The organism is Neisseriaceae bacterium (genome assembly GCA_016864895.1).
GTDB lineage: Bacteria > Pseudomonadota > Gammaproteobacteria > Burkholderiales > Neisseriaceae > QFNR01.
In genome coordinates, this window is sequence record CP046107.1 from 388,833 (window position 1) to 411,778 (window position 22,946).

Below are 22,946 nucleotides of genomic sequence, written 5' to 3' on the forward strand. Positions count from 1 at the left end.
CCTTTCATTATCTAGAATCACAGAAAAAAACCCTATTTCTTTGAAAAAATAGCTAAATTATCAATAAACATTTTAGAATGAGCCTTTCTAAAATAGTCTGCAGTACTATTTTGAATTGAATCACTTTTAAAATTAATTGATGATAAACTAGAAACATAATTTGAACTAACCTTACTATGAGAAGCATATGCTTCTTTATTCGATGAATTAACAGATTTAAGTAGATCTTGAGGATTAAACATAATTAAACACTCCTAAAAATTATCAACATAGCATACAACCTCTAATGAGGACAAGAAAAACGCTGGATCGCATTATCCCAAATTGGAAAATTTGACATATCTGATCTAATTTCTAAATTAATAGAATATTTCCCATCTAAAACATACGATATCACTCTGTAGCCAACACCTGACTTAATAACTTTAGATTTATCATAAAACCTAAATAAAGCCCAAGGACCAGAAAAATTCACAATCTTTATGGCACCATCATTAGTTTGTAATGTCAATTTAATCAAGTTTCCATTATTAGGCCCAGGCCAAACAACTCTAGTTGTAGTAGGATAACCATGGCTGTATCTTATTTTCTGACCATCAATGTCTAAATCAGCTTGAAATACATTTGATGACAGTGCCACTGGTTTAACATCAAATGTCATTTTAAGCTCATTCCCACCTATAAAAAATGAATTCTTGATCTTCAAAAAATTATTATAAGCTCTTGCTATTTTAGGATCTATATAATTTGTCTGGCTATTTCCATAGGTCTGTTGTTGAATTAACTCCTCAATATTATTCTCTTTAAAAAAATGTTCCAGTTCGCCTGATGGTGCAAATATCCTATTAAAATCAGAAACAGATATATCATTTTGAGAGTTTTTATTAAAAGGATACTTTGACATAATAGTGCCATGACATATTTCAGAGAAAACACCCGTCACCTTATTATTAATCGTTGTCTTAATTTCTTGAATTGCATGACTTTGAGAGCCATCTACTAAATCCAGTAGAATAGACTTCAAAGGATCCGGCAAAGTTAAAGCTCGCCCTTTGATTTGTCCAAATACTGATTCTTCCTGATGTGGTGCTGTCGGATCATTTTTAACAACTAATGAAAGTGGGTAAATTAAATTGTAAACATCTTCAAATAGTTTACTCACAGGATTTCCATTAAGATCATCTACTCTGACTATTTTATTTCCTATATCTAGTAATGATCTAAACTGATCTTCGACTAATTTCTCTGGGGATAACCTATACTGTGTTCGTTCACCAGAAATCTCCCCTATAATTTTTTTTCTATTTTGTTGCAATCCAGAAACTGTCCTCTTAAACCAATCACCAGCATAACCATCCTCTGTTCCAGTTAGATTTAATTCTCTACTTACAAATCTAATGAAATTCACTATGGGAGAACTAGGATCAGCCAACTGTTTTGACAAAAAGGCAGCATCTTCTAAATTCTTAACTGGTCTTACTGTGATATTATTAATAAATTTATTCCACTGATCAGTAAATTCAATCAAATAATATTGAATAACATCTTCTTTCAATTTTTGTTTGTAGCCAATGGTACTCAATTTAGGTGATGTTCTGGCTAAATCATCATTTAAAACCCAAGATAATTCTTCAATAACAGATTGTATCGTTTTATCTATATTCTCTAAAAATAAATCATGATAAGCTCCCCGCGTATAAAAAGCTGGAATACTCATATCAACGACAGATCTACCATCCTTATGTTGCAACATTAAGGAAGCATTATTACCAGCAGCTATGGATAAACTGATATCCCTAATATTTGGAGGTAAAGACATGTCCTTCAATTTTTTAATCACTCTTAAAGTTGTTGGTGTATTCCTAGCCTTTTGCATTGCAATATTGACTAAAGAATTATTAGGGTTAAATACTGGAGAATCATCCGGGAATTTATCATCAAATAAACTCTTCAAATGGAAAGAAAATATCTTTTTATCCTTCCCAGTATAACCACTTGGTGCAAAACTATCCCATTGAGACATAAACCAATTAATTAAATCTTCTGAATTTCTACGCTCAGGCTTAACAAGCATTTGATACATCCTAAGGGTATCATATACCTCTTGAGAGTTAGTTTTAATATTTTTTGCTAACTGATCAGTAATATAGTTTGTAACTGCTGGCCAGAAAAACTTTAACAAATGGTTATGATAAGCTCGCTCAAGTGTTTCATTAATAAAAGTATGTTCTATATAAGGATTAATTTTATCATCTTGAAAATTAAAATGACCTTCCTGGCTACCATTCAATTGAGAATTAATATAACCTAGTTGTTCATAAGCATACACAAGCTCATCACCAGCTTTACTACTGAGAGGAACCTCTTTGATGATATTTTTTGTATGCTTAAATTTAGCTGCAACATAAGAAATATAATCAACTTCTTTTGAATACTTCATTACCAAAATAAACATCCCCACGATCGCCAATAAACCAATACCAGCATATTTAAAAGCTTTCCTTCTATTAAACTTAACTTTCTTTGTCGCTGTGAGGTTATCTAAAATACCACGGGATTCAACTTGCCTAGTTAGAGCCGGATAATAAAGTTTACCAAGATATTTAGTATCATACTCATCATTACCTATTTGAAGTGAAATAGCAGAACCAAACCAAATATCATGCAAATAACCCGAATAACCAGTTGGATGACTAGGGAAAATCTGTTCCACTAAACTCAAAATAGTTTTTTTCAATGATGATATTGATTCAACAAAATCAAATAATTGACTTCTTGTTTGATTATCAAGAGACTCATGTAGTACTTCTAACAAATAGTCAGTTAGTTTAACAATCCATTCATCATATCTAGTAGAAAAAATATCAAAATAGTCTGTATCTCTACCATCAATCCTTATCGGTGGTGCACTTAACCCAAATCCATTGTCTATGATCTCATCATTAAACATATACATGAACTCTTTCGCACCAGGAAGTAAGTCAATCTTGGTAATCAAAAGAGATACTGGTAAATCTTGAGCAAGTATTTTAGTAATTTCTAACAACCTAGCTCGCAAAGTATCAGCATATGATTTTAATTCATTCACAGATACTTTTCTCAACCATTCAGAATCAATTACCAATAAAATACCATCCAGACCCGAATCACGATATTTCTTAACAAGTTTGAAGAAAGTTTTAATATGATTCACACTCTCCTCTCTCTGGCCATCTAATTTAATCCACTCCGGATTTGTATCAAAGTATACCGCTCTATCTGATATCCAAGAATTATAAACATCTGTAGGGCCAATATTAGATGTAGGTTCAAGTCCATAATGTTCAGAATGTAAAAAGTTTTCACCACTGTTACTCAATGAAGAAGTTTTACCGACCGAAGGTGCTCCAATCATCAAAAACCAAGGTCGATCTTCAAGATATGGTTTAGTAATAAAATCAGCTATTGTCTGAAGTTTACTTTTTTTATCAGTTAAGGAAGAAACTTTTAACGTGAGTATAGTATCTTGGAATCGAGATGTGACAATATCTAATTCCTTTTTTTGTTTAGGCTTTTGCTTAAAAGGCTTGAGAAAATACCTGAGTAAAAAAGATATTATCATCACCGTTATTGGCCAAAATACCGTAAATAATATAACAGCTATAAGAAAAACTCTAATCCAAACAGCTGCAAATGGATGATACTTACCCACAGCTACTATGGGACCTATGTACCATATAACAGCACACAAAATAAACGCAAATATGATAATTATTGTTCGACGAAATAAGACCACTGATTTTCCTTAGCAAATAGTTAAAAATTAGTAACCGACTTGATCCTTAATGATATCTTTATCACCGTTATCCAGAATCTCCAAAAACTCATCCTTTTCTTTTCTTCCAATTTTCCACAAAATATCAACTCTTCTATTTTTTGCTCTACCCTCTTTAGTATCATTATTAAATATAGGTTCAGAATCACCCTTCCCTTCTGAAGAAATTTTTCTTTGATTATAATTATTTATGCTTGTACCATTTCTGAGTTCTCTTTCGACAGTTCTGGCTCTGTCTATAGAAAGTTGCAAATTAGAGCCTGTACCCTTCTTATACCGAGTATTATCAGTATGACCAATAACAACTAAATCTCCAGGATAGTTGGCTAAGGCATTACCTAACCTTTCTAAATTCTTTTTCTCTTTAAATTCTTCTGTTAATTCAGCAGAACCTACATTAAAAGCTCCATCTGAGGTAAAAATCAATAACCAACCCAAAGGATGTTCTCTAATCTGAAGCCATCCTTCTTTAAGAATTGAAGCTAACTCAGGAGGTGGTGTTGTTCTTATAGTTGCCAAAACTGGCGGTTCCCACGCATTAATTTCGTTACGTAAATCTCTAGATAGACTATGTAGATAAAAAGAAATCAAAAGATATAACATAACAAAGGTTAATATGGTTCCAATCAATAGTTTTAAAGGAGTAATTAAAGAATTTCTTCTTTTTAAAATTTCATAATCTAATAAGTGAGTTAAATCTATTGTTGGTTTTGTAAATAAAAGTCCCTTTATTTCACTTTTCAAATTATTTAAAATGATTGGACCCTGATCTATAATTCCGTATTTACCTAAAAAACCTAGCGACAGAAATAAGTCATAAAATTCTAGTATTTTTTTATTCTTATTCGGTTTTTCTAGATAATTATCAAGATGTTCAAAACACTTCTCTCCACCCCATGCATCCTTATAAAAATGAACTAATAAACTTTTATCAAACACAATTCCATGTTCTGCCAATTTTTCGTCCAAGAAAGTACAAAGCATAGCACCCATATTATCAACATCCTCAGATAAATATTGGGAAGATAACAGGGTAGTTCTAAAATCTTCTATGTGCTTAGTAAGTTGTAGATTTAAAGACATTATGTCTCCATCATCAATATCTACCTTATTAGAAATAATTGGAAGTATTGTTAATAAGGATGGAACTGCTGCTTTAATAAGATCATTATCCCATGCTGATTTTGTAATAACCCTTTTTATCACCCCGTGTCCTGCACCTGTTTGATATCTATCATTATGTATTGATTCATCATGACTATGGCTGCCTGAATCACGTGTCATATGAGATCCTTTATATTGAACCGAAAGAGAAGGATCGATATCATACTCATTTGACCCAGCTAGTTGACGAGAATCACTACTTGATGTATCAATCTCATCACCCGAATTATTATCCATATCTTTAGACGCCTGAATCTTTTTACTATGAGTGGCATCAATTTTACTCATTGCATCTAATGCCGCTCTTTCAGGGGAAACTTTTCCCCGGACTCTCGAACGTATATCAGATATAGCTGAACTTATTTGATTTTCTATAAATTTCATTTAACTCTTCTTTCTCTTATTCCCCAAACATCAAACCTTAAAGAAGGAAAATCACCCACGATACTCACTGCGATAGATACAGAAGATAAAGTCTTCCGATACAAATCATCCTGATTATCCAATTCAAAATACACACTACTGGGATAATATGGCACATAACGAGGTGGTGTAACTAAAGGAATCATACGAATTCCAGGTAACTGTAATTCAATAAGATTAGAAATTAAATCCGCTGGTCCTATCTTTGTTTGAGCTGGGAAAATTAACTTCAATTTATCTGATGGCATATTCGCACTAACAGCAAAAATAATTTTCTCCACTCTCAATTGAGGATCGTTCTGATGAATATAGATTCCATCACCAGTATCCACAAATTGTAAACCAACAGAAGGAGACTCTATTATTAAGGATAAAGCACCACGTAAAGATCTAAATAAATTAAAAAATGAAACATGCAAAGATTCATGCTCATACACAATATCCCCTATGCCACGAAACTTTTCAGCACCCGGCACAAAAGAAATTTTTCCTAGCATTTCCAATAATATAAAGAATATTCTTTCTGGATGAACCAGAGGGAGGGAAATTAAATGATTTAACTTTAACTTGTATTCATTAAAAATCTGTAACAACAATAACTCTAATAACTCAGACAAGTTTCCTATGGATTGATCAAAATAATCCTCTCCTATATAAGAAAGTCTAGAGGATATAATACCAATAATTTCCTCAATTGAGCTCCTCAACCAGCCTATAGCTCTAAAATCAAGCAAGGGTGGTAAAAAGTTCTCATCCAAAAATATGCTATGCCCATCTTGTGAAAATTCTCTAACTCTACATATGGGTAATACTGTCTCAGATCCTGTGATCATTTTTTGCAGCATCAGTCTAGCATTTAAAGTCGCCATCTGTATGTGTGTACTTTGAGGAGTTCCATCTTGAGCCATCCCATGGTTTCTGTCTACTACCTCATTTTCTATAACAACATACCTAGAGTTACCATTTTGCTCAGTATCCATATCAATATAAGAATTGCCCAGAATATCAAGAGACAAAACCAAACAAACAACCTCACCCTGGTGCTCTTTTTTCAAATCAATCGGACAGGGCAACGGATCATGACCAGGCATATCAAATGGAGTCCCATCAGGAAATACCCCTTTAGCTTTTTGAATTGCTAATTTATTCTGTTCCAACAGGGCGCGATCAATCTCTAACTGTAAAAACCCCCACGGATAAGGAGCAAAAATACTATCCTTTTTATTAATCAAATTCTCAAAATAGCGATCTTGTTCCTGAAAATGTTGGGGCTCCATCATCATACCTTCAACCCACAATACTTTTTGCTTTGGAAGCACTTACCCTTCCCCCCTTTTTTTACAGATCAATAATTACTAAAAAATAAGTAAATAAATCATCCAATAATCACATTTATAACTGCTTGAAATGGATAAAATAGCATTTCAAATATAGTATTCATAATATCAACAGTTAAATTAGTAGATCCATTTGCCAAATTTTCTGTATTTATCCCAGCAGCTGCCTGAGAACAATATGGATTCAAGAAAAAAAATAAAAATATTGATAAACTAACAAATTTCTTCATAATTGCATGCTCCATCAAAGTTGCTTTATATCGAATTAACCATAAATTGAGTAGCTATTTCAACAGGCAAAAAAGCAAACTTCAGAACAGTCCATGCAACATCCTTTATGAAATTATAAGGAGTGTCAATGACAGGATTTCCGGTTGGGCCATTATAATTAAATACGTAAGAGTTTTCTGCCACACTGAATGACGCACTAAACACCAAAACACATAAAAATAATGATACAGCAATCCTTTTCATAGAAAAATCCTTTTTTAATTAATAGGTTATAGATATACTTTCTAAAAATAACTAGAATACAACAACATTATTTTTTTCTTTTTTGTCTTTATTTCTACTTCTGTTATCCCTTTCTAATTTACCAACTAATATTTCATTTCTAGTAATTTTTACTGGAACTGCTACCTTCTTAAGCTTTTTAACTATCTTAAGCCTATCAATTGGCTTAAAATCATTAACTTGCTGAAAATTTGCCCCAGCGACTAACCACAAAGGAGCATCATCTCTTCGATTATAGACAATATCAAAATCTAGCTGATAACTTTGATTAGGCGAAACCATCAATTCCCTAGAATCAATTACCTCATTCCCCTCTGCCCTATCCGTACAAGGAATACCATCATACACACCATCCGGAGACCAATACTTAGATTTCACAATAAAAAAACAGACTTTAACTGGCTGTGCACTTTGATTATTATATCCAGGGTTGATCGTACCATCAGATTCTAAAGAAACATTAATCTTAATATTTTTTTCATTAGAAAAAAATTTACTCGTCATATCAGATAATTGCGTGCAAGAAGACAACAATAATACAACCAATAATACTTGCCAATATCTTCCAACCATATACACTAACCCCCTTAATTTTTTTTTAGGACATTATGTAATACTTTGTTTGACTGGGAACCATCTGATTACCCATTGAATTATTATTATTATGGGTGCCCATATCCCCTAATCTTGTTTTTGGCATACCTTGTAAGATATACACACCAGAACCATTAACTGGTTGCTGTTGAGCTGAATTGGTTCCTGATACCACACCAATAACACTGCCATTAGAAACTGTATTGGTTCTGATAGTTGCCATATTTTGCTGGTTTGCTCCCATTAAAAAATAATTAGCAACATTAGGAACACCCGAAACATTAAGTGATTCATTTGAACCTGGGCCAGGAGCCATAGGCTCAACTCCAACGAATGCTACTCCACCACCATTATTATTAGCTGCTGTCATAATCATTACCCCATATGAACTTGACCGCCATCTATTTTAAGAAGCGCGTCTGATTGGATAAACCCCACCTTATTCCTCAATGTATAAGTCTGAGAAACTTTTATGAAGAAGTTTTTAGACTTTATTTCCTCAGAATTCTTAACTTCCTTATAAGAATTATAAGCTACTGTATACATTTCATTATATACATATTTTGATAAACTGGAATAAAATTCTGTTTTTTCCGCTCTCATAATGTACTCATGTGTATCAAAAATAACTCTGTTATCCACTAACATTTCGACATTAGATGCTGTAAGTTTCAAGTCATATTTCTTAAAATCAAGTGTAACTACTTTATCTCCTTCTGACCTCTCTAAAATAAAAACTATAAACATGACCTGACCATCAAAGATAGCACTAACTTTATCTCCTTTACTAGGAGAAACTAAGCAACTAGTCGCAATTTCAACAGGATACTCGGGATAATCATTCAGAAAAAACTTATTCTCTACATCAAGGTCAACATAACTAATAACAGTTTGACCCACTGCCATCACTTCAGATTCATAATGTACTGACTTATGAACAGGCTCATTTATCACTTTAGATTTATATTCCATAACGACTAACTCCTGAAGGAAAGACAGGAAACTCCAAATTTTTATCTCTCGGCCCCACATTATGTTTGTAATACCATTTCTCTATAGTACCTAATAATGGGTCATTTGAAGCAAGAGTACGATCAGTAAAATCAAGTTTTGTACCATGAGTCTTTATATTGCTCTGTTTCGTCTTAGCAAGACTACTAGAAGTCAAAGATGCTCCTCTATAATCTGTTTGATAAAATTCACTCTTAGAAAAATCAGTATTTTTCACCACAGCTCGATTGAAAGAGGCAATATTGAAAACACAATGGTAATAAGTAGAATGATATATCTGGGCATCTGTTAATTGAGAATTATTCAAAACAACATATTCATGCTTACTATTATCTATTTTTGCTTCAACAAAATTGGCACAATTTAAGTTCAGTTTATACAATCGTAAATTGTTAATATCTGACCGATGAAAACTAATACGATTAATATTTAATCCTTCTAAAATAAACTCGTTTAATTTACAATCAAAAGATACAAAGTCTTCAGCTTCTCCTGAAGAGAAACTATTCTGGTTGCATTCAGAATTGGCGACAATTCTAGTCTTAAAAGAATTATTTTCATACCTGAGCCTCAATAATTTAGATTCCACTATACTGGAATGTTTAATATCATTTTGAAAAAAATTACTTTTTTGTAATAAACTATTAACAAGAGAGGTATTAAATAAACTAGATTCCTCAATGTTTAAATTATTAAGTTCAACTTTATTTAATTGAGATTCCTCAAAGAAACCCCTTTTTCCAAAAACATTATTGATCCTAGATTCATTAAAATCAATCTCCATAACTACTAAATTTAGAAAATTGATATGATCAAAAGTACAGTCAATAAAACTAACTTCATTTAACTCACAATCTACAAACTCCACATTTTCAAAAGTACATTTTTCAAACTTAATGCACTCACATAATGAATTGTATATTTTTATATTCTTAAATCTATAATTAGAGAAATGTGTATTACTCAAATAAAAATTGCCCCTAGATAAATTAGACAATACTCTATTTTTTTTAATTTTAGGAATTACAAGATCATTCATATACGTAAAGTTCCACCAAAAGTGTATCCAATATTAATTTCTCTTAGGAATCCATAACACTTTATCCAAGAGACACCCTTTAAAAGTTGTGTTTTCGTTCTGATCAATCAATGCTAAATTAGAGCCTATTAAATTACATTCAAGAAAAACTGCTCCCACCAAGTTTGAATTGTAAAATATACTTTGTTGCAAACCACATTCCTTCCACTCAGTCTTAACCAGAGTAGCATCTTTGAAAATTGCAGTCATAACATCACAATTGGTAAACTTGGTACTGCTAAAATCAGAATAACTCCCATTTATTTCTTTAATATTACAGTATTCAAAAAAGCTACCTTTTACAATAGTATTACCCATACCTATTTTCTCTAGCCAACAATCTCTAAAAGTGCAATTTTCTAATCCACTTTCAAGTCCCACTACAAAACTAAAAATACCGCTTTTATCAAAGGAGCAACTCTTCAATGAAGAATAAACAATTGAGTTTTTCTCCATCCTTGATTTGTTAACATCAACTGAAATTAAATGGGTATTTTTAAAAGTACATGCAATTATCAAACTATCACTAAATATTAAACAATCTATTTTACTTTTTATCCAGCTAACCCCATTGATCTGGACAAACAAAAACCTTACATCATACAAATAACAATTTTCTATCTTAGATTCTGAAAGTTGACAATTGTTACACACAACCTTCTCAAATTCAGTAGCAGAGAATTGCAAAGAGGTAAGTTGTGTATCTGAAATTTTCAAATTTTTCATAGTACAATCAACAAATTTAGAATCCTCTAAATTAGACTTATTAAAAATATTTCCATCAAATATACAATCGTAAAAATTACATCTTTGAAATACACAATTTATAAATTCATACCTTGAAAAATCTATATCCTTAAATTGACAATTACTAAACTCTTTTTTAACAATAGTTGTACTATAAGAATAAAATTTCCCATAATCTTTATCTTGAAATTTATATTCATTAGATAATGAAAATACATCATTAAAATTTATTTCATTTTTCTGTGCTTTACCAAGATTTTTTATATCTTGATTCGATTCGGACATTTTTGAAAACTTAATAGCTTTCTCTATCTCTTCAAAATATTGATCCACTTCCTTGTCATTCATGGGGCCAGGCGTGTACCTAATAGAACTAGGATGATTTTCCATAGAATGAATAACATTAATTTTGTGATCTTCAGGCATTAAATCTAAATCTAGTAATGAATCTAACTTTGATTCTTTACTCAATCTCTTTTTCAGAACTTTAAAATAATATGCTCTATCTCTAGGATTACCATCATTATCTAAGGCTAAAAGCAAGACATCGTAAGGCTCTTCAGTTAATTCTCCAATTTGAATCTCTCCTGTAAAAACAAGCAAAGCCACATTAAAATTAGGCACTAACCATATTGTTTGTAATAACAATGGAATTTCATCAACTATCTTGTTATCGTTCGAACCAAAAGCTCTTGCCGATACTTTCGGGAAGTTACCTTTAATTGTATCTTCAGTTTGCGCAAACCCCCTCAATAAAAAACTAGATCCACTTGGCCATGCCACACTATCTAACCACTGATCTGGAGAGGCGATTTGAAAATAACGTAGATCAAATCCTTTGGGATAGCCAGGATAAACTTTATCCAAATATTCTGAAGATGCCATAGTTGGAGCAATTTTATCAATATATTTTTTCCTTTGATTGAAATTAAATGGAATCGGCGAAGGAGAGGCAAGACTTTCTCTTTCAAACAACCTGTCTTCTTTTCTCAAAACAACATTAGGGGCATTATCAATGATGGTATTTCCTTTTCCCAACGGATTATATTGATTATCAACACCACCCCAGACATTGACATGATCCATCGACATCCCATAAAATTTCTTTCTCCGAATATAGGATCCTTCGCCAAAAATTCTCCACTGCTTTTTTAGTTTACCAACATTCACTTCCGCATCAAAAAACGAAACCTCTTTCCCTATAGAAGCATGTCCAACTAATACATATTCAGCAAACTGCTTAACAACGGGTACGTCTAAAAATGGGACAGACTTAGGCGATTTATCCCAAACATCCCACACCTCAGGCTCTGTGATAAAATGGTTCGTTTTATCAAGATAGCAACCAGCAATAGCACTAATACCTAAATAACAGTTTTTCTCTAATTGGTATGCATTCTTAAGAAAAACTAATTGTTGTGGCTTTACTATTTTCATACATTTCTCGATACGAATAAATTATAACTTAATATCAACGCCAGTCTTATGTATCGATACTCCTACAAAACTAATACTAACTCCCACTTTGCTCTTTGACATACATGTCTTACTAATAGAACTTCCTGTAACACTAACCGAACTTCCTACTTTACTAACAGAACTTCCTGTGGTGCTAACAGAACTTCCTGTGGTGCTAACAGAACTTCCTGTAGTACTAACAGAACTTCCCGTAACACTAAAAGAACATCCTACTTTACTGACCGAACTTTTTGTCACACTGACAGAACACCCTACTGTACTCATTGAACTATCTACGGTACTGGTAGATGATCCTATAACACTAACAGAACATCCAGTTGTACTTTGTGCACTTCCGGTAAAACTTTGACTTGCGCCCACAACACTAGAAGAATCACCAACAAATGAATCACTTTTCCCAGTTATACTAGTGCTTTTACCAGTGAATGATGTTGAATTACCGGTAAATGATGTTGAATTACCGGTAAATGATGTTGAATTACCGGTAAATGATGTTGAATTACCAGTCAACGATGTTGAATCACCAGCAAAAGACACACTTTTTCCAACAGATGAAATACTTAATCCAGTGCTACCGGTACTAATTCCAGTGAAGCTATTAGAAACACCAGTTGCTGAAAAGGCATAATCAGTAAAATTAAAATGTGATGTTAAAACTTTTGTAGTCACTCTTTTAACTACTTCATAAAGATCCTGCCCTACAAACCGAGCATCATTTCTTTCAGTTATACCTTGGAAATCTCTCTCTGCATGACTCATAATTCGTTCGTTACCACGTTTATCATCCAACGTAAATAAATTGGCATGAGATGGAACACCAAATTTAAGAGAGCGAGAAACCATACCACTATAATTGATATGTTTAGGTAACTCATAAGGAGGAGGATTATCTCCATTATAAACAACCCCTATCACTAATGGTCTGTCAATATCACCATCTATGTAAGATACTAAAACCTCTTGTCCTACCCTTGGCATTGCTACAACACCCCAGCCTTTACCTCCCCAAGCTTGTAGCACTCTGATCCAGCATGAGCTATCCTCTTCTGCTTTCTTATATCTATCCCAGTGGAAATGAACACGTATTCTGCCATATTTATCTGTGTGAATTTCCGATTTAACGGGGCCGACTACTGTTGCACTTTGAATACCTGCTACTTCTGGCTTACTAGATCCTTGTATCGGTCTATAAGATATATTTTCTTCCAACACCTCAAAATTACAACGAATATTTTGTCCCTTACTATTAGTACTATCAGGGCCATCTTGCAAGAAGACATAATTAGCCTTAATTACCTTATATTTCGTATTTCTCTTAGTATCTGGGTGCTGTTTCAGAGTAAAAGAGTGTCCAGACACCATACCAAGTGCACTACTTTCTCCACTAAGCATATTGGTATGAGCTGTCATTTCCTCTAATCTGATCTTAGCTAGCGAGCTACCCCTATCCTGACTTAAATAATTTTGAGAATAGTTGTACCACTCTAAAGGTGTTCCCTGTATTGGTAGGTTTTTTTGATTCTTAACATTAATTTGTAAATCCTTTTTGGGTTCTAAATAGTCAAAATCTCTTAAAACAATCTGATTCGGTCTAAGTTTATTAACCCTATTAATTTTTTGAATAGCTTCTCTAATACCTCTATGCTCTTCGCCATCTGGTACAAAATCTATCTTTGAGTAACCATCTTCTAGCACTGGAAACTCTTGTTTATCGGTAATCACTAATGTATTCTTGCCGTTCTTATGCTCAAAATAGTACCATATCCCCTCAAATTCTAATAATCGAGTAATAAAGTTAAAATCACTTTCGTTAAACTGAACACAATAATTAAGTTTAGGATACTGAGACTGAACATTAATTTTATAATCAGATGAGCTATATCTCGAAAATACATCTTTTATAATCTCGATAACATCAACATTTTGATAAATTTTACTATTTCTATTTTGAGTTAAGAACCATAACCAAGGGCTTAACTCTAAATCATAGGTATAACACCGACCTAACTGACCAGTATCTATACCTCCTACAATATAGGCATAGAAATACCTATATCCACTCTTATCTGGTTTTTCTATACTGACTTCAACCAATTTACCCAATAGCTTTTCTATATCAATACTAGGATTAGGACTCTGAAATGAGAGACGATAATTAGAACAGATAGATAAGCCCTCATGAGTTTCAAAGCTTAGAGGATAGGCCTCATAAGCCTCTAATTCACTGTTTTTAATATTTATTAACATAGCAATAACCCCTAACTTTAAGTTTTATTCAAAATCAATTACCATTTTTGCCTGATGATCCAAACCTAATACAATTTTCTTTATTTTTTCACTACTCTTCTTAGATAAAAGCAACCTATCACTAATTGGTGGGAGAATTGTTTTCTCTAATAAAGACCTAATTGCCCGCCCACTATTAGGATGATTAATAACTTTTTCTACGATCCAACTACCAACACTTTTATCAAACTTAAATTCAATTTTTAATTCTTGCTCGAAATGGTTTTTTAATCTCATCAAATTTACATTTGCGATTGCTAATAAAGATTCCTCATTTAATGGTCTATATGGAATGACATCCATTCTTGCCAAAAGAGCCAAAGATAATTTACTAACTAACTTGTCATGTATTAATACTTTAAGTTTATTTATCGTAATATCTGACTCTTCAGTTACAACCTCCTCTATCTCTTCACTCCCAATATTGCTTGTTAAAAAAATATAACATTGTTTGAAACTTATTATCCTTCCCTCTCCATCCTTCATCCAACCTTTATCAAAAACCTGATAAAAGATTTCGTGCACATCAGGATGAGCTTTATCAAACTCATCAAGCAATATAACAGAATAAGGCCTCTGTCTTACCGATTCAGTCAGTTTACCCCCTTTACCATACCCCACATAGCCAGGAGGAGCACCCTTTAATACCGATACAGAATGTGATTCTTGAAATTCAGTCATATTAAAAGTAATTAAATTATGTCTTCCACCGTACATCATGTCAGCCAATACCTGTGCTGTTTCTGTTTTGCCAGTTCCAGAAGGACCAGTTAATAAAAATACGCCTAAAGGGCCATCATTAGGTTGGGCTCCTGATATAGCAATTTTAACTTTACTCGCAATTTCATGGATGGCTTCTGGTTGCCCAAAAATACGATTATTCATATTTTGTTCTAAATTTAAAGAGTTTTCCAAATCGTCCTGAATCATTCTATCTGATGGAATACCTGTCCAATCAGACAAAACATCTGAAATCACAGATTCATCTACCCAAGGAAAAACTAATGGATTATTATGTTGAAGTAATTCTAATTCACTAATAATATCTTTCTTATCAGAAGCATCGTCATTACTAGACATTTTGGCAACTAATTCTTTTTCCTTGTTATACTTTTGATTTAATGTTTGAATTTCCTTCTCAATACTAGCAATAAGTTCCTCTAACTCTTTCTTTCTTTCAGTTATATCTTCACCCAACGACGCCTCTTTTTCCAGAGAATTTAACTCAATCTTCAATAAATCTAACTTTGCCTGACATGTTTCAACAGAAGATGGCACAATGTCATAACTACTTGATACCCTCGCACAAGCTGTATCAAGCAGACTAATAGCTTTATCTGGTAATTGTCTAAGTGGTAAATGCCTACGAGAAAGTTTAACAGCTGATACAATAGCAGAATCCCTAATAATTACATTATGATAATCAGCAAAATAAGGTGCAACCACTCTAATCATATCAATTGCCTTTTGTTCATCAGGTTCATCTATATACACACTCTGAAATCTTCTAGTCAAAGCTGTATCTGGTTCAATGAACTGCTTATACTCAGACCATGTTGTGGCACCTATCATACGTAATTCCCCTCTCGCTAACATTGGCTTTAATAAGTTAACTGCATCACCAGTACCTTCCTGCCCTCCTGCTCCAATAAGTGTATGTACTTCATCACAAAATAACAGTATGGGAAATTCACTTGATTGAATAGCCTCAATCAATTTCTTTAACCTACTTTCGAATTCTCCTCTAACGCCTGCTCCTGCCTGTAACTTACCAAGGTCAAGAGACATCACTCTAGCCTTTTTTAACAACTCAGGGACTTCTTCTTTAATTATCTTAAGGGACAGAGCTTCTACTAAAGCTGTTTTACCAACACCTGCCTCTCCAACTAATATGGGATTATTTTGTCTTCTCCTTGATAAAATATCGATAACTTGCCTAAGCTCAGATTCTCTACCTACTACTGGATCTATTTCACCACTCTCAGCCTCTTTCGTAACATCAATACACCATTCTTCTATTTGTGCTAAAGCTGAATCTTGTTTTTTTGCGAAATCTATATTGCTATTACTTTTATCAATTTCATGGGCTAATTGTTCATACTCAACTGAATCTTGTAAAATAATATCAAACTGCTCTATGGCTTCTTGTGTATCAATTTTTTCAAACTCGGCATCTAGCCGGTATAACCACCTCCGAAAATCATTGTCGCTTAGAATCCCCAGTAGTATATGTCCCGTCCTTATAGATGAAGATGAATTTTGTATCTGTGAGATAATCAACCCCCTTTCTACCGAGGTTTCCAACCTAGTAGAAATATCATTCACAACACTAGATACATTAGGCATCGTATGGATAATTCGTTCCAATCTAATATTCATACCAGAAATATCCACATCATATCTGTCTAGTATTTGGAAAACATCACTTTCTTCCCTATCCAATAAAACTTTTAACCAATGTTCTAACTCAACATATTGATGTCTATAAACTCGACACAGCCTAGTGGCCTCAACCAAAGTTTTATTAGCAAAACTACCCAATTTTGAAAATAAGAGCTCTCTTTTATACATAATTTATACCTAATTTAATTTATTATTAACACTCGGAGAATAAACAACTTTCTTTATCATTTGTTTTTTGGACTTAAGCCAAGAGTTTTTACCCATTTTCATATTTTTGAACCCTTTTCTCGATTCAGGATTAGTTTCGATGCATAACACAACATGAAAATCTAATAAATATCTTACAAAATCATTACATATAGCTATTAATATTTTTAATTTATCTTCTCCCCTATCATAATCTAGATAACTTTCATCATAAAAAGGCCCCAGTTCCAATAAAGCACTGTATTCAACACTATAAAATTTACTACCCAATAAATTTTTCCCTAATATAAATTTAGTATCATTTTTATGAGTTATCCAAGTAGGATATCTTCTGATTATATTGACTCTCACATTAAAATAATGATTTATAATCTTCTTAAGCTGATTTAATGAAGTCTTTCCACCCACATAAGCACCAGGAAATGATCTTCTCACCTTTTTAATATGTGCATCATATTTAAAATCATTAAAATCGCCATCAACTATGCCTGTAACTTGATCCATCTTATTTTGAAAAGCATTAGATTCAGATTTGTCATGGCCAACTGCAACATTCAACTGTGACCAACTACGATACTGATACAAGGCAAATCTCTGGCTAATTACATTCATGAATTTTTCAAATGCTTTATTTTTATTTAAAATATATTCGCTTCTTGCATGCTCAGTTACAAACATAGGCATAGGGCCATATGGTGCGAATAAACCAAAATGTCTACTTTGTATAACGACCAAAGGAGGCTTTCCTTTTTTCTTTACAATTTGCCTTAAACCAGAAACCTCTTTTGTCGCAAAGGACATATCTGCTGGTTGTTCTATTCTAATCTTAAAAAAATATTTATCTCTACTTTGCCCTAGCCTTGAATGAGGCTCCCATACCTTATCAACTCTCCTCATTAACTCAAAAAAATCTTGATTAACAGAAATGTTTGGAATAATTTCAATATACTCATCTAAAGCTGGTAATTTTGAATTAACTGATCCGATATACATTTTAAATTATCCCTTTAACAGCACAACTTGATTACCATCAATATTTAAATTCATAAGTAAGCTTTGGTTTAAATTACAATATTCAGACAAAGCATGATAAAGGACAGTTCCAAACAATAGAGCTCCCTTATCTGAATGATTTCTTGAAAGAATATTTAAGGTAGCTTCTATACCCCTAGCCCAGGTAATGGGTCCCTTGCCATAGTATCTGGTATAACAATGTTCGAAAATAACCTCAGAGATACTTTCTATACGACTAATTTGTGATAATTCTTTACTATTAGCAAAAAAATATAACCAATTTTTGATAAATCTGGCACAATTATTTACTCTACCTTTTGTATAATTAAAAGGACTGTCCGAGAGTATCTGTAGAGCATTCCAAGCTAGATTTATATCAGGGAAATCAACTGGCCTACTTGGTGCATATAACAATTCAATACCTAAAATAGGAAGTGATTTCTCCAATGACAAAGAGGGACTCTGTAATAACTTAGGATTCAAATTCCTGTCAAAAACATAAGCAACTACAGACAGCGAACTTAGCTTATCCAAATCAATAGAAGTATCGCCAGAAGAAAGGGTTATAAAAACATCATCCATACCCAAATCATCATTTTTATAATGCTTAGTCTCTATCTTACTTTGCCTTCTTCTAATAGAATAACCACATCTGGCATCATTTTCATCATATTTAGCATCCATATGAAGTGGAGAGAAAATAATATCTTGCCCATCAGGTAAAATACCGACAACCTCGGCTATATGGTGTATCTTGTATAATGTAGGATCATTTTTATCAACAATGACAGGGTGCTCAAATTTCAAGTTATTTATTAAGACTGGATCACACCTTTTTCGGTACAAATTAACAATTGGTGTAGCAAATAATTTAAAATTTGAAGAACTAATATTATCAATCAAACTCAAATCTCTATTTTTTAAAATAAAAATTATTTCAAATTCATAACTATCTGTTATTTCACTTAAAAATTGTTGAACACCAGTAAGCTTTAAACTCAAGAACTTAGAAGGAAAATTAAGATACTCTTTCATTATCCTACTACCCGGCAATTCACCTACAGCTTCTGGTAAACATGCATCTTCATCTAAAATACCAAATAGTTCCATACAAGATGGATTTAAAACTTTAGAGTAAATCTTAGACTGAGATTTAGACCATAATACAATCCTAAGAGACTCCGAAAAAATACTATGAAAAATTTGGTTTGCCTTAACTGAATCCCCTGCAAAAGTAACTACAAAAGGATCTAATTTTAACTCAGATAAAGGTAAACAATATTTCGTACTACATTTAACGCATATATGTGATAAAGAGTCATTGAAATAATTTACTACTGATTCTGGTATATAAGATGCTGGTACGACAGAACACACAGCCTGGTCTATTACTAAGGGTTGTACTACAACATCTCTAGATGTAACAAAAGTTGCTGGTCTACCTGATAAGGATGAATCCTTCATAATCACCTTACTCCCCCTTTTCAGAGAAACATCCTCATTCCACTGTGGATAAGTCAAATCAGGCTCGATCGCAATCATTGAAATAGAAGGTGTTGGTGTATACCACAGAGGCGCCAACCTAGATAGCATTTGAACTGCAATCTCAGGTTGCTCATTAGATAATTTTTGTTGGACTCTAGCAGATAAAAAAGCAGTCCCTTCAAGTAGCCTTTCAACAAAAGGATCCTGAATCTCATCCGAGTACATCCCCAAATATTGAGCTACTTGTGGATTTTCACGAGCAAATTCTTTTCCTATTTCCCTTAGGTAATAAAGCTCTTCATTATAAAAATCCAAAAATTCGTTATTTTTCATAACACAACCAAAAAAGTAGTTTCCTTAAAAAATACTAACCACCCCACAAGAATAATCAAGTGCTATTCTTAAATTTATTTCGATTCTATCTCCATTGATATTAGATATGCCTTGTATATCAAATAGTATAGACAATACTTGATTATCCGTTTTGTCTATGATCGGTGTAACCCTTATCGAATTAGAATCCAATCTAGGCTCAAATTTAGATAGTATCTCTGTTATTTTCTCAGCAAGAACTATAGGATTAGTATTAATAGGTATAGACTCATTAAAAACAGAAGATCCTAAATTTAAAACAGAATTATCAACATACTCATAATTTCTTAGATCAAAGTAAGCACTGTGGGAAGCATCATTCAATAAATTTTCAATATCCCTAGACAAAGTCTCTTGAAAAAAAGAAGCCCCCCTTTTTCGAAAGGTTTGTGAACTCAACTTATCAAATAACACAGGAGAAGAAGTTTTCATTCAAAGCCACCCACACTGTTTATGTAAAGCAAAAATAATACAAAACACAGAAGAAGAGAACCATCTATTCCCTTCTCCTATCCCTCTACAATTACTAAATTAGATCTTTGTATTGGTTCTCAAATCATAACCTGCTTTAATAGCGGCACCCATAGTACCATCATTATTTTGTTCTTTGTATTCAACTTCAATACGAGCAAAATTCAACTTGATAACATCCACAGGCAATACTGGATGCTCTTCAAAATCTTTTCTTGATCTATTCTCAATAAGAATATTACCTCTCGTATAAAATGATGATACTAGACAATTACTAAAAGTTACTCGTAGAAAATCGTGCTGACCTTTACCAGCCTTCCTACATACTAATTCTGCCTTGTTAATATGTTCACCCGTTGCACAAAGCAAAAATAATTTAGGTGACGCCTTATTGGTAACCATATGAAATTCAAAGTCCTTCATCTCTACTTTACCAGCACCACCACCAGCACCAAATCCCCAATGACCAGAATTTTCTTCTCCCCATTGCCAAGATTGTAGTTGAATCCAGCCCCTATAAACACTATCAAGTGATTCCCCTTGTACACCATCTATCTTTAAAAAATAGTCGACTAAAGCTGCCATAATGTGATTCTCCTTAATTATCAAAATCAATTTAAATTAACAACTTAACTTTCTAACTTTTTCCATTAATTATTTAAAGGAAACATTAATTTACAATTCACGTAGCTGTTAATGACTGAAACAAACATCATCAACACGCAATGAACAAGTCATTAAAAAATTCATGTTCGCTCACGATTATCGTATAACATCCAGTTGTTTTACAAGCTTTTTTGACTTGCTGCTATATCTTTTAATTAGAATAATGCCATTATCTATTCTCTACATAGATGGAATTCACCATGTACGCTATATTTTATTTTACATACAAGCTAAAAAAAAATTTAAGAAAAAAACCACACATACAACAGTATTAGAAAATCATAAGTGAAAATATATAAACAAAAAAATAATCTATACTCACCAAGTAACTTATTACTTACTCTAAAAGAATGAGATTTACTATCTTATGCCAACTGAATTAGTAGATTACATACTTAATAGATTCATCATGATAACCTTACTACACCATTCACTTCCCAAATCCAACCAAGAACGTCCTACTTCTTAAGTATTTATTGTTTCATCAGTATTTATTACTACCAGCAGTCCATAGCACTACCAGCAGTCCATAGCACCTAATTGCTTAACCATATCCACCCTAAAGAATTAAGTATCCATAACAAATAAAATATCAATCGTAAAAAAATAGTTCTCTGCGATCAAAGAATTTAACTTTCTGGTAAACAATTATGGTTCACTCAAAACAAAAATTTCCAACTTGATCGGCTCAGTATATCAATATGAGTTCACTATATTTTAATAACAAAATAATATGAACGCATACCACCCATGTAAACTTTAGAAAAATTAAATTCTATGATTTCAATATATTGATTAATAAATGATTTATTTATTTTTTTATGTTAATATTTGCTGTTTTTTTAAATAGTAAGTATGATGTTTGGCTAGTGACTGTTACTTATCATTTCATACAAAAAAAGACTTACTATTAACTGTTACATTAAAAATTATGTCTAATATTCCTATTATTCTTTTTAATAAACCTTACGGGGTGGTCTGCCAATTTTCACCTCACGAAAAATATCCAACTCTAAAAGATTATATTGACATTCCCAACTACTATCCTGCGGGTCGTTTAGATATGGACAGTGAAGGCTTACTTATGTTAACCAATGATGGACGTTTACAACATCAAGTTAGTCATCCTAAATTTAAACAAAATAAAACCTATTTTGCTCAATTAGAGGGAGTTCCTGATACAAGAAAATTAAAGCTTTTAGAAACTGAAATTCATTTTAAGGACTTCATCACCCAACCTGCCAAATTTCGTCTATTAGAAACTCATGAAATTGCTAAAATATGGCCAAGAGTTCCTCCCATTAGGATGAGAAAGAGTATCTCTGACTTTTGGATTGCTATCACTTTACAAGAAGGAAAAAATCGACAAGTAAGAAAGATGACAGCTCATGTTGGCTATCCTTGCTTACGCCTCATTCGGATTCAGATAGGCAGAATCAATTTATTCGATATAAACTTATCTTTAGGTCAATATCAATTAGTTTCAACCTTGCCATAAAAAATTAGTATCTACCACTAATCTTGTTTGTTTTTTTGTATCTATTTTTCAATAAAGAATGATTATTCTACTAACTAATTAACTTCTCACCTTCCCAAATCCCTATTGAACCCAATGGATATTTTGGCAACCAATTCCTATTATCAAAATAGGACTATAATGTTGCAATGAAGACTAATTTTTTCTCGAACTAGCTGATCACACAGTCGGCTTATTACATCATGACTAAAATTATTAGAAAAAAAATATCTTGATCAGGATAATGAAATATTTTCAAAGGATTGCCGTAATCTTAAATAAAGATAAAACTGAACTAAATCACTTTTAAAGCATATTTTTTTTGATAAGAATTTTTTTAACATTTCTATGACAATATTTATCCCA

General features: G+C 32.6%; 18 protein-coding genes. 1 reads left to right on the forward strand and 17 read right to left on the reverse strand.

All coding sequences use genetic code 11. The annotated features are described in order from the left end of the window. Positions 1-32: 32 nt before the first annotated feature. The 17 genes from GKC53_01660 to GKC53_01740 form a co-directional block, all read right to left on the reverse strand. Complete coding sequence (locus GKC53_01660) at positions 33-242, reverse strand: hypothetical protein (protein ID QRN40864.1); 210 nt, start codon at positions 240-242, stop codon at positions 33-35. A 41-nt stretch (positions 243-283) separates the two neighbouring features. Continuing rightward, positions 284-3,775, reverse strand: coding sequence for a type VI secretion system membrane subunit TssM (gene tssM / locus GKC53_01665; protein QRN40865.1), 3,492 nt, complete (start codon positions 3,773-3,775; stop codon positions 284-286). A 27-nt stretch (positions 3,776-3,802) separates the two neighbouring features. Next, positions 3,803-5,362 carry an OmpA family protein gene (locus tag GKC53_01670; GenBank protein QRN40866.1) on the reverse strand — a complete coding sequence of 520 codons (1,560 nt, stop codon included), beginning with the start codon at positions 5,360-5,362 and terminating at the stop codon, positions 3,803-3,805. After that, complete coding sequence (tssK, locus tag GKC53_01675; GenBank protein QRN40867.1) at positions 5,359-6,720, reverse strand: type VI secretion system baseplate subunit TssK; 1,362 nt, start codon at positions 6,718-6,720, stop codon at positions 5,359-5,361. The genes GKC53_01670 and tssK overlap by 4 nt, the downstream gene beginning before the upstream one ends. 56 nt (positions 6,721-6,776) lie before the next feature. Continuing rightward, a complete protein-coding gene (locus GKC53_01680; protein QRN40868.1) occupies positions 6,777-6,968 on the reverse strand; it encodes a hypothetical protein in 192 nt (63 codons plus the stop codon). Positions 6,969-6,993: 25 nt separating this feature from the next. After that, positions 6,994-7,212, reverse strand: coding sequence for a hypothetical protein (locus GKC53_01685; GenBank protein ID QRN40869.1), 219 nt, complete (start codon positions 7,210-7,212; stop codon positions 6,994-6,996). A 51-nt stretch (positions 7,213-7,263) separates the two neighbouring features. Then, complete coding sequence (locus tag GKC53_01690; protein QRN40870.1) at positions 7,264-7,824, reverse strand: hypothetical protein; 561 nt, start codon at positions 7,822-7,824, stop codon at positions 7,264-7,266. Between the two features lie 25 nt (positions 7,825-7,849). After that, on the reverse strand, positions 7,850-8,215 hold the full coding sequence (locus GKC53_01695) for a DUF4150 domain-containing protein (GenBank protein QRN40871.1): 366 nt from the start codon (positions 8,213-8,215) through the stop codon (positions 7,850-7,852). A gap of 5 nt (positions 8,216-8,220) precedes the next feature. After that, positions 8,221-8,877 carry a DUF3540 domain-containing protein gene (locus tag GKC53_01700; GenBank protein QRN40872.1) on the reverse strand — a complete coding sequence of 219 codons (657 nt, stop codon included), beginning with the start codon at positions 8,875-8,877 and terminating at the stop codon, positions 8,221-8,223. Further along, the gene (locus GKC53_01705) at positions 8,807-9,895 is read right to left on the reverse strand and encodes a hypothetical protein (GenBank protein ID QRN40873.1); all 1,089 of its coding nucleotides are present in this window, start codon (positions 9,893-9,895) and stop codon (positions 8,807-8,809) included. The genes GKC53_01700 and GKC53_01705 overlap by 71 nt, the downstream gene beginning before the upstream one ends. Before the next feature lie 33 nt (positions 9,896-9,928). Next, positions 9,929-12,118, reverse strand: a complete 2,190-nt coding sequence (locus GKC53_01710; protein ID QRN40874.1) for a DUF2169 domain-containing protein — start codon at positions 12,116-12,118, stop codon at positions 9,929-9,931. A 21-nt stretch (positions 12,119-12,139) separates the two neighbouring features. Next, positions 12,140-14,407 carry a type VI secretion system tip protein VgrG gene (vgrG, locus tag GKC53_01715; GenBank protein QRN40875.1) on the reverse strand — a complete coding sequence of 756 codons (2,268 nt, stop codon included), beginning with the start codon at positions 14,405-14,407 and terminating at the stop codon, positions 12,140-12,142. Positions 14,408-14,431: 24 nt separating this feature from the next. Then, positions 14,432-17,017, reverse strand: coding sequence for a type VI secretion system ATPase TssH (gene tssH / locus GKC53_01720; GenBank protein QRN40876.1), 2,586 nt, complete (start codon positions 17,015-17,017; stop codon positions 14,432-14,434). 9 nt (positions 17,018-17,026) lie between these two features. Beyond that, the gene (locus GKC53_01725) at positions 17,027-18,049 is read right to left on the reverse strand and encodes a hypothetical protein (protein QRN40877.1); all 1,023 of its coding nucleotides are present in this window, start codon (positions 18,047-18,049) and stop codon (positions 17,027-17,029) included. Positions 18,050-18,055: 6 nt separating this feature from the next. Continuing rightward, entirely contained in the window at positions 18,056-19,888 is a 1,833-nt protein-coding gene (tssF, locus tag GKC53_01730; protein QRN40878.1) for a type VI secretion system baseplate subunit TssF, read from the reverse strand. A 24-nt stretch (positions 19,889-19,912) separates the two neighbouring features. Next, positions 19,913-20,359: a lysozyme gene (locus GKC53_01735; protein QRN40879.1), complete on the reverse strand. Its 447-nt coding sequence runs from the start codon at positions 20,357-20,359 to the stop codon at positions 19,913-19,915. 99 nt (positions 20,360-20,458) lie between these two features. Further along, positions 20,459-20,983: a type VI secretion system tube protein Hcp gene (locus GKC53_01740; protein ID QRN40880.1), complete on the reverse strand. Its 525-nt coding sequence runs from the start codon at positions 20,981-20,983 to the stop codon at positions 20,459-20,461. Between the two features lie 1,012 nt (positions 20,984-21,995). On the opposite strand from GKC53_01740, the gene GKC53_01745 reads away from it, so the two are divergent. Next, positions 21,996-22,562, forward strand: a complete 567-nt coding sequence (locus GKC53_01745; GenBank protein ID QRN40881.1) for a pseudouridine synthase — start codon at positions 21,996-21,998, stop codon at positions 22,560-22,562. Positions 22,563-22,946 lie beyond the last annotated feature (384 nt).